14 protein-coding genes and 1 pseudogene are annotated in these 15,680 nt (G+C 38.2%); 3 read left to right on the top strand and 12 right to left on the bottom strand.

Annotated features, from left to right (window positions below):
• Positions 1-165 precede the first annotated feature (165 nt).
• Positions 166-979: pseudogene (locus POD11_RS07035) on the bottom strand (protein kinase domain-containing protein).
• Positions 966-2,474 (bottom strand): DUF3336 domain-containing protein, encoded by a 1,509-nt coding sequence (locus POD11_RS07030; protein WP_032053442.1) that lies wholly within the window; start codon positions 2,472-2,474, stop codon positions 966-968. Before POD11_RS07030 ends, POD11_RS07035 begins: the two are co-directional and overlap by 14 nt.
• 178 nt (positions 2,475-2,652) lie before the next feature.
• Between POD11_RS07030 and POD11_RS07025 the strand changes: the two genes are divergently transcribed.
• Positions 2,653-3,540: an ATP-binding protein gene (locus tag POD11_RS07025; protein ID WP_239967241.1), complete on the top strand. Its 888-nt coding sequence runs from the start codon at positions 2,653-2,655 to the stop codon at positions 3,538-3,540.
• 45 nt (positions 3,541-3,585) lie between these two features.
• Here the strand turns inward: POD11_RS07025 and tsaD are convergent, their stop codons facing one another.
• Positions 3,586-4,602, bottom strand: a complete 1,017-nt coding sequence (gene tsaD, locus POD11_RS07020; protein ID WP_016140517.1) for a tRNA (adenosine(37)-N6)-threonylcarbamoyltransferase complex transferase subunit TsaD — start codon at positions 4,600-4,602, stop codon at positions 3,586-3,588.
• 145 nt (positions 4,603-4,747) lie between these two features.
• Between tsaD and rpsU the strand changes: the two genes are divergently transcribed.
• Together rpsU and POD11_RS07010 are read left to right on the top strand one after the other, a co-directional pair.
• Positions 4,748-4,963 (top strand): 30S ribosomal protein S21, encoded by a 216-nt coding sequence (rpsU, locus tag POD11_RS07015; RefSeq protein WP_001136722.1) that lies wholly within the window; start codon positions 4,748-4,750, stop codon positions 4,961-4,963.
• 25 nt (positions 4,964-4,988) lie between these two features.
• Entirely contained in the window at positions 4,989-5,435 is a 447-nt protein-coding gene (locus POD11_RS07010; RefSeq protein WP_016140516.1) for a GatB/YqeY domain-containing protein, read from the top strand.
• Positions 5,436-5,533: 98 nt separating this feature from the next.
• On the opposite strand, the gene POD11_RS07005 is transcribed toward POD11_RS07010, so the two are convergent.
• From POD11_RS07005 to gspL, 9 genes are all read right to left on the bottom strand, one after another.
• On the bottom strand, positions 5,534-6,961 hold the full coding sequence (locus tag POD11_RS07005) for a M48 family metalloprotease (RefSeq protein WP_262456782.1): 1,428 nt from the start codon (positions 6,959-6,961) through the stop codon (positions 5,534-5,536).
• A gap of 142 nt (positions 6,962-7,103) precedes the next feature.
• Entirely contained in the window at positions 7,104-8,069 is a 966-nt protein-coding gene (locus tag POD11_RS07000) for a 2-hydroxyacid dehydrogenase (RefSeq protein WP_239967240.1), read from the bottom strand.
• Positions 8,070-8,080: 11 nt separating this feature from the next.
• Positions 8,081-8,728 carry a hypothetical protein gene (locus tag POD11_RS06995; RefSeq protein WP_262456773.1) on the bottom strand — a complete coding sequence of 216 codons (648 nt, stop codon included), beginning with the start codon at positions 8,726-8,728 and terminating at the stop codon, positions 8,081-8,083.
• Between the two features lie 100 nt (positions 8,729-8,828).
• Positions 8,829-10,718 (bottom strand): M48 family metalloprotease, encoded by a 1,890-nt coding sequence (locus tag POD11_RS06990; protein WP_039758715.1) that lies wholly within the window; start codon positions 10,716-10,718, stop codon positions 8,829-8,831.
• A gap of 77 nt (positions 10,719-10,795) precedes the next feature.
• On the bottom strand, positions 10,796-12,337 hold the full coding sequence (gene purF / locus POD11_RS06985; protein ID WP_016140511.1) for an amidophosphoribosyltransferase: 1,542 nt from the start codon (positions 12,335-12,337) through the stop codon (positions 10,796-10,798).
• A 25-nt stretch (positions 12,338-12,362) separates the two neighbouring features.
• The gene (locus tag POD11_RS06980; RefSeq protein ID WP_262456772.1) at positions 12,363-12,950 is read right to left on the bottom strand and encodes a CvpA family protein; all 588 of its coding nucleotides are present in this window, start codon (positions 12,948-12,950) and stop codon (positions 12,363-12,365) included.
• 6 nt (positions 12,951-12,956) lie between these two features.
• The gene (locus POD11_RS06975) at positions 12,957-13,961 is read right to left on the bottom strand and encodes a quinone-dependent dihydroorotate dehydrogenase (protein ID WP_016140509.1); all 1,005 of its coding nucleotides are present in this window, start codon (positions 13,959-13,961) and stop codon (positions 12,957-12,959) included.
• Positions 13,962-14,050: 89 nt separating this feature from the next.
• Positions 14,051-14,530 carry a type II secretion system protein GspM gene (gene gspM / locus POD11_RS06970; RefSeq protein WP_016140508.1) on the bottom strand — a complete coding sequence of 160 codons (480 nt, stop codon included), beginning with the start codon at positions 14,528-14,530 and terminating at the stop codon, positions 14,051-14,053.
• Positions 14,530-15,669 (bottom strand): type II secretion system protein GspL, encoded by a 1,140-nt coding sequence (gene gspL / locus POD11_RS06965; protein ID WP_016140507.1) that lies wholly within the window; start codon positions 15,667-15,669, stop codon positions 14,530-14,532. Before gspL ends, gspM begins: the two co-directional genes overlap by 1 nt.
• Between the last annotated feature and the right edge of the window lie 11 nt (positions 15,670-15,680).

The raw sequence follows: 15,680 nt of genomic DNA, 5'->3' as shown, positions 1-15,680 counted from the left end.
AGAGACTCGAACTCTTACACCTTGCGGCGCTGGAACCTAAATCCAGTGCGTCTACCAATTTCGCCACGCCCCCGATGGCTGTGTATATTAGCGATAAGATCTAACAGTGACAAGTGTTTTTTTTCTAAAAAAAACTAACCGTGTAAATTGTATACAGATACTAGATCAATGATTTTTATCAATTTGAATCTGCTTTAAGCAATTTATTGCTTCACTGGCATTTGAAAACCGATTTTGCTGCTGTTTTTAATAAACCTGTGAGCAATGGATAAAAATTGAGAAACTGCGGAGGCAATTGAATGCTTAATTTTTGGCAATGTAATATTGCCCACTCACGATAACTGGTTGCTTCTAAGCGAGTTTGGGTTAACCATTCATATAAAACGATACCCAATGCATATAAATCGCTTTGTATGCTCTTATACCCTCCTCGAAATAGTTCAGGAGCCATATAACGAGGTGTTGCATCCATGATTGATTCTTGACTTGAGATAGGCCTTGTTTTCTCAAAATCAATCAAATAAGGCTTTTGCTGAAACTCTCTAAAATGTTCTGTCTTAACATCCCCATGAATCCAGCCAAATTCATGCAGTTCAGCAAGCTTATTTATTGCGAACCAAATCTTTCGATATACATCAGTAAAAACAGTTTCATGATTTAATGAATCAAACCACACATCACTATCAGGTAAAATCAGAACTTTACCTAAAGACTGGCCTAACTGGGGAATTAAACTGACTTCAATCAGTTTGTAAGGTAAAAGCCATGTTGAGTTCTTAAGGTTAATTTCTTTGTAAAATAATTGCTCATGCAAAAAATCTTGCTCACTTTGAGCATGGGTTTCAGGCAAATGATATTTTAACCAGTAATTCTTAGTGTCTATGGTACATGTCCATAAACACCGCCCTAACACTGCACTTGCTGGCTTGGTCACACATATTAAGTTTTCTATTGGGGAAGCAAAATCATGCTTCAGCATAATAGGACTCAGGCTGTTGTTTCTTTTCTTCAAAACGCAAAACCTCTAAACAATGCTGAATTGTTTTACCAATACGAGCATGCGTCTCAATTGAAGAAATTTTTGGCCAAGTCGCGCGTTCTCCTTCCCTTTGCAAACGTTTAAACAAATGTGGACGCGGATTTTGCAAAGTATAGGTATAGTGACTTAGGCTATATTTAGCAATGATATTTACATCACCATAATAACGTTGTCCCATCACGCCATATCCATGATCTAACAATCTTCTAACTGGAGATATAGAACCAAGTCGTTGGCGTGTAAAATCCATAACGCCCATTGATAGCACTTTACCTTGGCGTCTTAGAATTCTTTCAGGCCAACTTAGTACGTCTTTACGAAAGCGATCCGCATCATTTTGCATAAATGGAACAATATGGGGATTAACCTGACTCGCAATCGTGTAGTTTAAATTGTAAAGCCGAGCCATTCGTTCTTGAGGGAAATCGCTTCTTACACTTCCATCCACCCACTTTGTATTTGCCATATAAGGTGTATGCTCACCATCATAACGCTTACTAGTTAAACGTACCGGTGGGAATAAAATTGGCACAGCACATGAAGCTAATACCGCACTCCACACCAAAACGTTCGGTGTCATAATGGCGTTCATAATCCGCGGGTTTTCTGTTGCATCATACGGCGCTACAGCAACATTAATATTCAAACCTGATTTTTTAAAGGCCTCTTCAAAAGTAAGATCACCTAAATTTTCAATAAGAAATTTTTTCAAATAGTGAACATCGGCAATCCCACCATTGCCTTTAATAAGTTCACGGAATTTTCTGAAATGAAACGCATCACTAAAGAATTGTTCGCCATTTAATAAGTTTTGAACATCTTCACTAGCAGACGTTCCCAGCATACCTGTCATAATTGCTCCAGCACTTGAGCCAGAGAGTACTTTAGGCATCAAGTCTTGTTCAATTAGAGCTTTACATACCCCTGTATGAAACAGACCTAAAGTCGCCCCACCCGAGAACATAAGTGCGGGCTGTCCGTATGCCTTTTCACAGTTTTCAAAAAACTCAATTTTTTCTTTTCTTTGAAAGGTGATGCATTCACTTGAAGCAATGTAAGCCAAGCTTTGGCTTACCTCATCAATATAGTCTTCAATTAACTTTTTTGTTCCCACATGCGTTGCAGCAAAAAGCATGGGGTGACCAATATTTGCAATATCATAGGTTAGACCTTCTTTGAGTAAATAGATGAGGTCTAGGGTTCGATGTTGCTGACGATATCTTTTGAGTAAGGTATACCGATAAGAAATGAGCTCGGCATCGAAGTAAGGTGAACTATTATCAAATTTCCACTCTTGTACCCCTGTTTCTTCATCTAGCTTTAGGGCAAAAGACTTCCATTCTTCATAAGATTCAGCCATGTCTAATTGACGTTGTAATTTTTTGATACGGTAAGCCTGATGTGGATTCATATCACTTCGTAATTTTTCAAACATAATTCGTCCTCATCTTCTCAGATGATTTTACTGAATAGACATGACAACACTATGCTCGGTCTGAACATTTCAATCAATTGCAAAACCGATAAAGTGTATAGGCAATAAGTTTTTTGTCAGCCTGTTAATTTCGGTGTTAGTATCCTAGTAAATTACTGTTTAACATGATTGATTAACCATGGCTACCATTGATTTACCAGAGAATTTAGTTCAAACATTATCACTTGTATTAAATCAGCTACAGCAGGTCTTACCTGAACCTCGAGAAGAGACAGATTTTACTGCACCTGCCTTTAGATGGGAAAATCAGCAACTTAAAGCCATCTACACACCGAAAAATATTTATCTTGATGACTTAAAGGGCATTGAGCGTCAAAAAGAAAAAATCATCCAAAATACTTTGCAATTTTTAAATGGCCTACCGGCCAATGATGTGCTTTTAACGGGTTCGCGTGGTACAGGAAAATCTTCTATCGTTCGTGCTTTATTAACTGAGTATGCCCCTCAAGGATTACGTTTAATCGAAATTGAACGTGATGATTTAGCAGACTTACCTAAAATTCAAAAACTCATTCAAAATCGACCTGAAAAATACATCGTCTATTGTGATGACTTAGCTTTTAACGCTGAAGATGAAAATTATCGTAGTTTAAAAAGTGTATTGGATGGTTCATTACAATCTGGTTCAACAAATTTTATTATTTATGCAACCAGTAACCGTCGCCACTTGTTACCAGAATTCATGCATGAAAATACACCTGTAACCAAGGTTGATGTTCCGCAATATACTGAGTTACACCCACAAGAAGCGATTGAAGAAAAGATCTCTTTATCAGATCGGTTTGGTTTGTGGTTATCTTTTTATCCTATGGATCAAAATTTATACTTAGAAATCGTAGAACATTATCTTGATAAAGCGAACATGCCTTTTAATGACGAAGTTCGTGCTGAAAGTTTACGTTGGTGCCAGATGCGTGGTCAGCGTTCTGGTCGAGCTGCTTATCAGTTTTCTAAGCATTGGATTGGTTTAAATGCGTTAAAAGAGCTAACCAGTCCTTCCAAATAAAATAAAACGGCTATTTCAATAAGAATAGCCGTTTGTTTTTAAGTATTAAGAATTTACTGGAATAGATAACTCGGTCATTGGCCAACGCGGTGTAGTCGTGACAGCTAAACCATCATGTTGGCCGGCTTTTAAACGCTGATAACCTGCAAAAGCAATCATTGCCCCATTATCAGTACATAAAGCAGGTTCGGCATAATAAACTTGCGCTTTAATTTTCGCCAAGGAAGTTTCTAATTGCTCACGTAGTCTTAAATTTGCACTGACTCCACCGGCAATAACTAAACGTTTAAGTCCAGTTTGCTTTAAAGCTTTTACTGATTTTTTTACCAAGGTATCTACAATTGCTTCTTGGAAGGAAGCAGCAATGTCCGCGTCTCTATTTTCACCATTCAATTTTTTCAATTGAACAGAAACGGCTGTTTTTAAACCACTAAAAGAAAAATCTAGACCTTGATGAAGCATAGGTCGTGGAAATTCAAACGCTAATGGATCACCAGATAATGCAAGTTTTGCGATATTTGGCCCACCTGGATATGGTAGGCTCATCATTTTTGCAACTTTATCAAAAGCTTCACCTGCAGCATCATCAATAGACTCACCCAATAACTCATATTGACCAATAGCATGGGCTGCCATCAATTGTGTATGCCCACCTGAAACCAACAATGCCACAAATGGAAATTCGGGTGGTTGACTTGAAAGTAATGGTGCCAACATATGCCCTTCCATATGGTGTACACCAATAGCAGGCTTATTTAAAGAAAAAGCTAAAGTTCGTCCAAATAAGGCGCCTGTCATTAATGCTCCCATTAAGCCAGGACCACGCGTATACGCGACTGCATCAATCTCTTGTTTTTTTACACCACTTTGCTCAAGCAATTGATTCATTAAAGGAATTAATTTACGAACATGGTCACGAGAAGCAAGTTCAGGTACTACCCCACCATATTCGGCATGAAGTTTAATCTGGCTATAAAGAACCTGTCCCCGTAAGCCGAGTTCGCTATCATAAAGTGCCAACCCTGTTTCATCACAAGAAGTTTCCAAGCCTAAAACAATCATCAAAACTGCCTTTTATATGAGTCAAAATATTGCAATCGCTATTATAGACTTGTGATATGAGTTGTAAATGAGTAAAATACTGACCTTCACTTGTGATCCGGCGCAATGGTGTGCCTGATCTTATCCATAATCTAGAGGATTTTACATGCCACAAGTTAAGTTGAAAGAAGGCGAACCAGTTGACGTAGCTATCCGTCGTTTCAAACGTTCATGCGAAAAAGCTGGTGTTTTAGCTGACGTTCGTAAACGCGAATTCTACGAAAAACCAACTCAAGAACGTAAGCGCAAAAAAGCTGCAGCAGTTAAACGCTACCAAAAGAAATTGGCTCGCGAATCTGTACGTACTACTCGCCTTTACTAATTAATTTGTGATTGACTGCTGAATTATGACTACTTTAAAAAACCAAATTACTGATGCATTAAAAACTTCTATGCGTGCCAAAGATATGGCAACAGTGACGGTTTTGCGTAGTCTACAAGCGGCAATTAAGCAAATCGAAGTCGATGAGCGCAAAGAGCTTGACGACGCTCAGGTTCTTGCGGTCATTGAAAAGCAAATTAAACAACGTAAAGAATCGATCAAAGCCTTTGAAGGTGCTGGTCGTAATGATTTAGCTAGTAAAGAACAAGCCGAAGCTGAGATTATCTCTCAGTTTCTACCAGAAGCTATGACTGAGGAAGAGCTTGATTCTCTCATTGAGCAAACGATTTCTGCTCAAGAAGCAACTAGCATGAAAGATATGGGTAAGGTGATGAATTCTCTACGTCCGATCATAGCCGGGCGTGCCGATCCTGCTCAAGTTTCAGCAAAAATTAAAGCTAAATTAGCTTAATCTCCCTCTTTTCTTATTCTTTCTTAAATTAGATTTTCATTTACTTGGAAGTTTAAATATATCTACGTCTGCGAAAATTATAAGGTCAAACTACAGATCTAAATTTTCATTCGTCGTTCATCTTGCATTTGTTTGAGTCGACTGTCTATTCTAGCTGACATTGCTTGATTGTCTTTTGCTAATCGTTGAGCATGCAACATTGATTTAATTGCATTTTCTTCACTACCTGACCAATACTCTGCTTCAGCCCGATAGCGTAAAACATTAACCGCTCTTAAAGGTGCATTCTTATCCAAATTAGCGGCTTGCTGTAAAAATTGCCAGCCTTGTATATCTCTCGGATTCTTATTAACAAATCTTTGAACCAAGGTTTGGACTTGCGCAAATTTACCTTGACGTAGCAACACTTCAGCCAATTTATAACTAAAAGCTTTATTTTCAGGCATCGTCATTTGTGTAGCAGCAATCGTGGTATAAGCTTGATCTAATTTGTTTTGACCCAAATAAATATCTGTCTGCAATAATGCCACTAGAGGCTTTCCACTAGATTTCGCTTGATCTAAAGTAGACTGGGCTTGAGCATAATCACCTTGTCTTGTATAAAATGCTGCTAAAGCAATCAGACCAGCAATATTCTTTTGAGCGGCCAAACTTTGTAGTTGGTTTTCAGTTGCCTGATTTGCAACCACCATGGTGTACCATTTTAGAATCTCAAAATCAGCATCATATATACGGTTTTTAACTCTCGGCATCTGGTTTGCACGAAGGCGAGCTTCACTCATACGCTCGGTCGTTAATGGATGAGTCAACCAGAAGTCTGGTAAAAAACTCACTCGACTTGTAGCCCTATGCATGGTTTCAAAGTAATCTGCCATACTTTGTGGGTTATAACCTGCCGCATACATATATTGCATGCCGATACGGTCTGCTTCACGCTCTTGATTTCGACTATATGTTAATTGCTTGTCCATGAGTGCAGCTTGCGTTCCAAGCATCACTGCTGCACCCGCATCACCACCACCCTGTGCAGCTATAGCCACACCCGCCAAAAGTCCTGCTAGACTTAATAAAGTTTGACCCTTAAAGGCTTCTTCAGAGCGACTAAAATGTCTTTGTGATACATGGGCAATTTCGTGCGCCATCACCCCAGCAATTTCATCAATATTACGAGCTGAAGCAATAAGCCCTGTATTGAGTGCAAATAATCCACCCGGCACAGCAAAAGCATTAATTTGGGGATCTTTGATAACAACCAAACCAATGGGCTGTCCAAGCTGAGTTTCGCTTAAGATACTCGAAAATACCTGAAAAAATTGGTCTTCTAACCAGACATCTTGAATGACTGGCATTTGTTTGTGAACTTCTCGGAAAACTTTTTCACCAATAAATTTTTCTTTTTGTTGATCAAGCAAACCGATCCCACTTCCAATATTTGGAATTTCCACCTGATTTGTAGATGGTTGAGGGTCAAAAGGCTGCGCGTACGAAGCATTTGTTATAAAAGCCGTACTTAAAATAATTGGCAGAAATCTCAAAAGTTTTTCTCTATTAAAATTAAACCATCAAAAAAGTCTACTGATATAAAACATAAAAAATTATGTTCAATCAATAGACTTTTACTATATCACTCGAGATAGTTTAGTTTTGCAATGAAGTGTTATTCATCATTTATGCAAAATTTGGATTTACCAAATATCTAGGAGTTTTATCTTCTAAGGCTTCAACTAGATTTTTATAAGCAAGATTTGCCATTTTTTTACGGGTCTCTGCAGTAGCCGACCCTACGTGAGGCAAAGTAACAACATTAGGCAATTTAAAAAGCGCTGAATCTTGTAAAGGTTCTTTTTCGTATACATCTAAACCGGCTGCAAAGATTTCCTCACTTTGTAAGGCCTCAATCAAAGCTTGCTCATCAACCACTGAACCACGTGCAATATTAATAAAAATAGCGTGCTTTTGCATAAGCTCAAATTGAGCTTTGCCCATTAAGGCTTTTGATTCATTATTTAAGTCAACAGCGGTTACTACAAAATCAGACTGTTGCAGTAATTCATCCAAACCAAGATATTGTGCTTTTAAAGGCTCAGCCAATTCAGGCTTTTCACGGCGATTATGGTAAACAATATTCATGTTAAATCCATAAAAACCCCGGCGTGCAATTGCAGCACCAATATTACCAAGTCCTATAATTCCTAGTGTCTTTCCAAAAACATCCAAACCGAACTGCTGAGGCCCTACTGTTCTTTTCCATTCACCTTGTTTAGTCCAATGATCAAGAAAAGGAACTTTTCTAGCAGCACTTAGTAATAATGTAAAAGCAAGATCAGCAGTTGTTTCAGTTAAAACGTGAGGTGTGTTTGATAACCAGATTTTTCTTTGATTTAAATAAGCCACATCATAATTGTCATAACCTACCGTTACAGATGAAATAATTTTTAGTTTTTGAGCAGGCGCAAGATTACTTTCATTAAGAAGTCTCCCAGCACCAATCATTCCATCGGCATCTACAACTTGCTGGCGTATTTGCTCATTAATATCACCCAATTTTGGGTTAAGAACCACAACCTGATAATCCTGTTGTAATCGAGACAAAATTTCTTCATCAATTTGGCTAAAAACTACAACTTTTTTCATGTAAATCCCTACTACTCGTTGTTATCTTGCATCAATTGCCATAATCTTTTTTTAAGGAGCGGTTTCTCCAACATCTCTTTTAAACTTGCCAAGTGAATAATATTGGCATGTTGAATATAAGAACATTCACCCAAACACAAAATTTTCTTATCTGCTGCAACAGCATCTAAAAATCCTTGAATATATGAACCTACACCGCGTTGGTCTTGATAACTAGCCAAAGGGAACGGCCATTTCAATTCAGTATATTGCCCTATTTTTGCTTTTTGAATGTTACTCCAAAGCTGCTTTTCTTCATCAGCTAAATTGGTAACATCTAAAAAAATGACACACTTTTCAAGTGCAAATGCTTGCATCTCAAATGAAGCAATCGTAATCGTTGGAACGTGTACCTCATTACGAGGTGGCACAACAGGCGGAACTTCTGCTGGAATTGGGGCCACAATTTCAGGTTCAACTTTGGGAATTTCGTTGACTTGTGGTTTTATGGGTTGTTCAAGAACTAGATTATTCTTAGAAGGCAGTATAATCGGCTCCACTTCTGGAGCAGTGTGATCTCGCCAGAGGCTTTGAGCATTATTTTTTTGGCACGCCTGTGTCTTAGGAACCCATACGTCAATCCCTAAAGTCGCCAATATATTTCTTTGCTGCCCAATCATTTGTAAATCAATACCTCTACTCTATCTACATTCTAACGGGCTTGAGTTTTTTTTTCAGTGTTTTATTTCATTCAATTATTTTTATAATCGTATATGTCTTTTAAATAATCATCACACTATTTCTTTTTTGCATTTGATCGACAATTTCTTCTGTCTCAAAACCAAAACGCCAATAAAGCAATTCAAGGACATCTAACTCATCTTGCGTGATAATACGATCGCTCCACAGACACATTTCTGCAATTGCTAGAATACTTAGACGGTCACGCAATAATAAACCAGCAATATCATTTAAAATTTCAGCCAGATCTAATGGCTCATCTGAAATTTCATCATAGATGTACATTTCATCTGGGTTAAGTAGTGAACGCAAAATACGCTCACGTACTTCTAACTGATTTGGGCTATTAATTTGCTGAACATGAAGCAATGCATCAATCAAACGAACAATTTGAGGTTTTACTTCTTCAAATGCAGTGGGCAAATGTAACGGCATCAAATTCAATTCATATTTAACCCGCTCTAGCAAAAGTGCATCTAATAGACCAATCTCACCATCTTCCTGAATAATCAGAGCCAGTTTTGTCAAAAATTGACGCGCAATACTTGCAGGTATATGACCGATATTTTTACATGCATCGTGAAATATCTGAATATGAATACGCCCATCCAGATTTAGTAGCGCATCTATAATGGCATGACTAACTGGCGCGTCTTTTGGAATGAATTCTCGATATTGGCGAATCATCAAAATAGCGACCATTACCTCGCGTGAGCCAGTAGCAGTTTGTAGTGCCCGCTGAATTAATTCAGGACGCTTCTTATTTCGACGTACGTCGCTACTCAGAGGTTTAATAGCATCATTTAATGCAAAACTAATCGGTGACAGTCTTAACAAAGGTAGAGGCTGCGGAGATGACCAAGGAATATAAATTTCTTTCTCAGATTCTTCCAAGAAATGAAATAAGCTAAACAATGGACGATTACGAAGTTTCTTTAAATTTTCTAATTGCAGATCTTGTAGTAAAGTCGGATTTAACTCATAAATACGTTCACGAATACTCGGATGAATATTCATCCAGCTTTGTGGGCTCAGTGAGTTAGCAAAACACATGTGTGCGATTGATTCAGAGTAAGCACTATGAATTTGCGAACCAGAGTGGTGAACATAAATACGCAACAAGGTTTGGGTGTTCGCATTATTTTTTAATAGTCGTACTGTTTTTTGATCATTACGGAATGTACGTCCACTCAAAGTCAAATATTTAATAAAACGAGTAATCAGCACGCCTAAGCTTCCGGCTAACCAAATTACCCCACCTACGGCAACAAAAACTGTTTCAAACTTATGTTTATAACCCGGGCTATAGCGCTTAAAACCTTGTTTGGCTAATTTACTGCCCCACTGACTAAAAGTTGTTAAACCACTATATAAAATCTTTAATTTCGTATTTTCAACAGCCTCACCCGATAAAATCTGATTAAACTCATGGCCTAATAAACCATATAACTCAAGCTTATCCAAATTTTGTAAAGCACCCCAGGTCAGAATAATGACAATATCTTTAGGATGAAAACCTGCCGTAAGTGCATTTACACCCACTTCATCAGGTAAAACATATACGGTCGGTACTTTTAAGGAAAAAGTTTGCGCCAAGTGTTCTGTAATTTTTAATGCGGCGAGTTCTTCGGGGGTACTTTCCTCTTTCACTAAACGACGTGCTTTAAGTTGTTTTGCTAAAGAGTGCCCACCTTTACGCAGAATATAAAGTTCGGTAACTACTGACCAAACCATAATAAAAAGTAATAGCGCGACGAAATAAGGACTTAAAGTATGCCACCAGATTGGTTGGCTATAATCAAAAAAATGGACAAGTAAACCTAAAATTAAATTTAAAATAAAAATAGTCAGCAACACGGCAACCAAACACATAGTGATGGACCATGCCATATTTTTATTTTCGATTAGATAGTGGCTTACTTCTTTCAATGTAAATATTCCCAATTACATTGTTAGGTTTCATCATAAAAGAAAAAAGCGGGAAATACCCGCTTTTTCGGCTATTTCTATTCTTCTTTAATGCCAGTTAAATCTACAGAAGCAGCATCGACATTCACATCAATATAACCATCTTTTTTCTTTTTCGCAGAATCATTACGCTTCTGCTCCAAATTGTTTAAATAGTTAACGTCAATATCGCCAGTTACATAGATTCCATCAAATACCGAGCAGTCAAACTCTGTTAAATCAGGCACTTTGCTAGTACGTACAGCATTTTTCAAATCTTCCAATTCTTGGAAAACTAAGCGATCAGCACCAATAATTTCTTGGATCTCTTCAACACTACGCTCTGAAGCAATAAGTTCAGCTTTCGCAGGCATATCAATACCATAAACGTTTGGATACATCACTTTTGGTGCTGCTGAAGCAAAGTATACTTTTTTTGCACCAGAATCACGTGCCATTTGAATAATCTCATTACACGTTGTGCCACGCACAATAGAGTCATCAACCAACAGAACGTTTTTCCCTTTAAACTCTAACTCAACAGGGTTTAATTTCTGACGTACAGATTTTTTACGTTGCTGTTGTCCCGGCATAATAAAGGTACGGCCGATATAACGGTTTTTCATAAAACCTTCACGGAACTTCACACCCAGAATATTTGCAAGTTCTAAAGCTGAAGTACGGCTCGTATCTGGAATTGGGATAACCACATCAATATCATGGTCCTCACCCCAGTCACGTAAAATTTTATGAGCGAGCTTTTCACCCATTTTTAAACGGGCTTTATAAACCGAAATTCCGTCAATAATGGCATCAGGACGAGCAAAATAAACATATTCAAAAATACATGGACGGTATTTTGGATTAGCCGCACATTGTTTAGAGAATAATTGACCATTTGCATCGATAAAAATTGCTTCACCCGGTTCAATATCACGCTCAATTTTAAAACCAAGAGCAGTAATAGCAACTGATTCAGAAGCAATAATGTATTCCATCTCACCCTGTTCAGTTACACGTGAACCATAAATAAGTGGACGAATACCGTTTGGATCACGGAAACCTACTAAACCATGACCAGTGATCATCGCCACGACACCATACGCGCCCTGACAACGCTCATGCACACGAGAAACCGTATGGAAAATATCATCAGCTGTAGGATTTAAAGTACCTTTCTTTTGTAATTCATGTGCGAATACATTTAAAAGAACTTCTGAGTCAGAATCAGTATTCATATGACGTAAATCTGTTTTAAACAGGTCATCATGAATTTCTTCTGCATTGGTTAAATTACCATTATGTGCAAGTGTAATACCGTAAGGTGAGTTCACATAAAATGGCTGTGCTTCAGCACTACTCGCAGAACCAGCAGTTGGGTAACGTACATGGCCAATACCATAATTACCAAGTAATGCTCTCATATGACGAGTATGAAAGACATCACGTACCATACCGTTATCCTTACGCAGGAAAAGACGGCCTTCATGGCAGGTTACTATTCCAGCTGCATCTTGCCCACGATGTTGCAACATCGTTAAAGCATCAAACAACATTTGGTTCACTGGCGATTTACCGGCTATACCAACAACTCCACACATAGCAACCTCGCAGACAAGCTAGGAATTAATAAAAAGGATTCTTTGTCGAATGGTCAGATCGGCTTTCTAAATCTTCCGATTTGTCCATTGGTTTTGAAGGAGCGCCTGATGCACTACCTCCAGATGTTATTTGATGAAATGCCTCACTTGCTGCATCTTTAGATAACTCTGTAGCTAAAGGGGCATATGGCAATAAATACTGTATAAGCTTGGATTGCTTCCAGTGTGGTGAACTCTCAACCCAAGGCCCTACACCCTGCATTGTAATTAGTACAACCAACAAACCCTTTAAAGAACCAAAAGCACCACCTACTAAACGATTTAATGGCCCCAATTTCAGACTTTTCAAGAGGCCATTTAAAAATGCAGAGACGATCCATGTTAAAACAATGATCAAAAGTGCTATAAATGCAAAAGCTGCAATTTTTTGAACCACTGGATCATGACTTAAACCCGACATAGACGGCGCAAGAAGGACAGCATATTTTGCACCCATAATTAATGCAATGACCCATCCTACCAAGTTCGCAAAGGCTTTGATAAATCCTTGTCGCAAACCGTTTAGCCCCCCAATGAGCAAAAGTATCAGAATAATGATATCAATTGTGTTCATATTCACTTATGACATAGATGCAACACATTGTTTCACTAGAATAGGACCGGTATAAATCAGCCCACTATAGATCTGTACTAATGTTGCTCCAGCTTGCTGTTTGACTGCTGCTTGCTCACCCGACAAAATTCCACCCACGCCAATTAACGGGATTTGTCCTTTTAATGTTTGGGCAAACAAACGTAAACATTCTGTACTTTTTTCAAAAACAGGTGCGCCTGATAAACCACCCGACTCGTTACCATTAGGAAGATTTTCTACACCTTCTCTTGATAAAGTCGTATTGGTAACAATTAAACCATCAATTTTAAAATGCAATAATTGTGCTGCAATAAACTCAACATCTTCAGCTGTTAAATCAGGTGCAACTTTTAGAACCAAAGGAACATAATGGTTATATTGTTCGGCTAGCTCAAGTTGTCTTTCTTTTAAGGTTTGCAATAATTCAGTTAATGCATCACCGCTTTGTAAACTTCTTAAGTTCTTAGTATTTGGAGATGAAATATTAACGGTAATATAAGAAGCGTAGTTATAAACTTTCTCTAGGCAAATTAGGTAATCATCGACAGCCTTTTCTACAGGCGTATCGGCATTCTTACCAATATTAATGCCTAAAATCCCTTTAAATTTTGAAGCTTTGACATTTTCAATCAACTTATCAACGCCATCATTATTAAACCCCATACGGTTAATAATGGCTTTAGCTTCAGGAATACGGAATAAGCGGGGCTGCGGATTACCCGACTGAGGGCGAGGCGTAATGGTTCCAATTTCAATAAAACCGAATCCTAGACCTGCCAGTGCATCAATGTGTGCACCATTTTTATCAAGTCCAGCTGCTAAACCTACCGGATTTGGAAATTCAATTCCCATACAAGTCGTTGGTTTTGCTTCTACGCTCTGACGTAGCAGGCCGAACTTATGTGCTTTATCAAGCATAGATAATGTTAATTCATGGGCACGCTCTGGTGCTAAACTAAACAACATCGGGCGAGCAAGTGAATATAACATACCAATCACAATCTACTGATTTTAGGTAGGCATATTATAGGCACAGGGAGCACAAAACACCATGCTTAAGACCAGCATATTTTAATATGTTATTGAACCGTCGCTGTTAATTTAATCTGACCTTCACTTGAAACCATTTCCATTTTTTCAATACTTAAGCCCATTTGCGCCAGTTGGGTTAAAAAGTTCGCTAAAATTGCGTAATTCTGATGAGTAACAATAATTTGTAACTGCTCACCATTTTGTTGAGAAGTGACAGTTAACCCTTGTTGTTGAGCTACACGTTGTATTTTTTCTGCTTGACCCAACTCAAGCTCACTCGCAGGTTTCATCGTGACTGCATTACTTTGCATCCACACCATCAAATCTTTTAAATCATTTAGGCGCTGTTGCTGTTGTTCTGCTAAGGAATGCATTTTCCAAAGTGAAGCTCCAATAATAGCCACTACAACAAAAATTGTAGTAAAAACCACCATGATACGTTCACGGACAGTTAAACGGTCTAAATATTGATTGATTTGTTCAATCCACTGATCAAACCGGTTTTGCAATTGAGCTAACATTTTCATTATTGTATTTTCACCACCCCAATTGCCCCACCACCATCGGCTTGAATATTACCTAACTCTGCCTTGAAGCCTTGCTGATTAAGCTGCTGTGTTAAAGCTTGCAAATCATCTCCCGATTTTGCTTTTAAGGCCATAGTTAGTGTAGAAGCATCATAATTTAACTGCTGAGCTAAAATTTGTCTTTGCATTAAAATAGGTCCAACACGGCTCAACAGAGAGAGTGCTTGTGTGTCACCCTGTTTACTCATTCTTAAATGACTTTCAAATTGGCTTTTTATATTTTGTTCATTTACACGACTAGAAGGACCAAACCAATATTTATATTGCTCAATTGTCTGCTCAGCTGTTTGATTGGCAACATTTCTTAATTTCACCCAACGCAACAAATCATAGCTAAACTGAACCACAATTATTGCTAAAACAATAACCGCACATGCTTTCCAGTACCCAGAAACCGTCTGCTCTTGCCCTTTGGCTTTTGGTAAAACATTAAAAGGATGCTGTTTAGGTTTATCTAAGCCCTGAAACTCATAAAAAAATTCTGAACGTTGCTCAACACTAGAAGCTGCTTCTAAGCTTTCTAACTGTTCTACAGTCAGCCCACTATATTGATAATGTGTTTCAACTGGCTGGAACTCCAAAAACAATCCCAAATCATCCAGTGAATTACCTACCCACTTACTTTCGCGCGCCAGTAATTTTTGATCAATATTACACAGAATAACTTGTTGATCTTGAGGTTCTGGCAAAATCAAAAAGTCTGGTAACAAAGCAACGAGCTTGATTGGCAACAAGTTCATCGCATGTTGCCATGTTTCTACTGTAGTTTTTGCGACGCCCAATATTGTTAATTGATCAGCATGAAAATGATGAACCACTTTCATGTGATCAATCGGCAAAGTTACAAACTCTTCAAGCAAATATTTAACACCATCTGCTCCGAGTTGCTTGTAATGAGACTTTGCTATTTGTTGCTGGAATACCTGAGCATGACGACTAGGAAAAAAGACGACAGCCTCTTTTCCTTGATGCAATTGTAGGTCTTGTATTAATTGATCCAGACTTGCAGCCTGTAACCAGTTTTCTCCGTTAGACCAATGCCATATTCCATTGGTTTCAGGCATCCATAAATACAGCATAATGGGCGAAA

This window comes from Acinetobacter sp. P1(2023) (genome assembly GCF_028367635.1).
GTDB lineage: Bacteria > Pseudomonadota > Gammaproteobacteria > Pseudomonadales > Moraxellaceae > Acinetobacter > Acinetobacter pittii_E.
The sequence above is the reverse complement of the archived record's forward strand: the minus strand, read 5'-3'. Positions and strand labels throughout refer to the sequence as shown.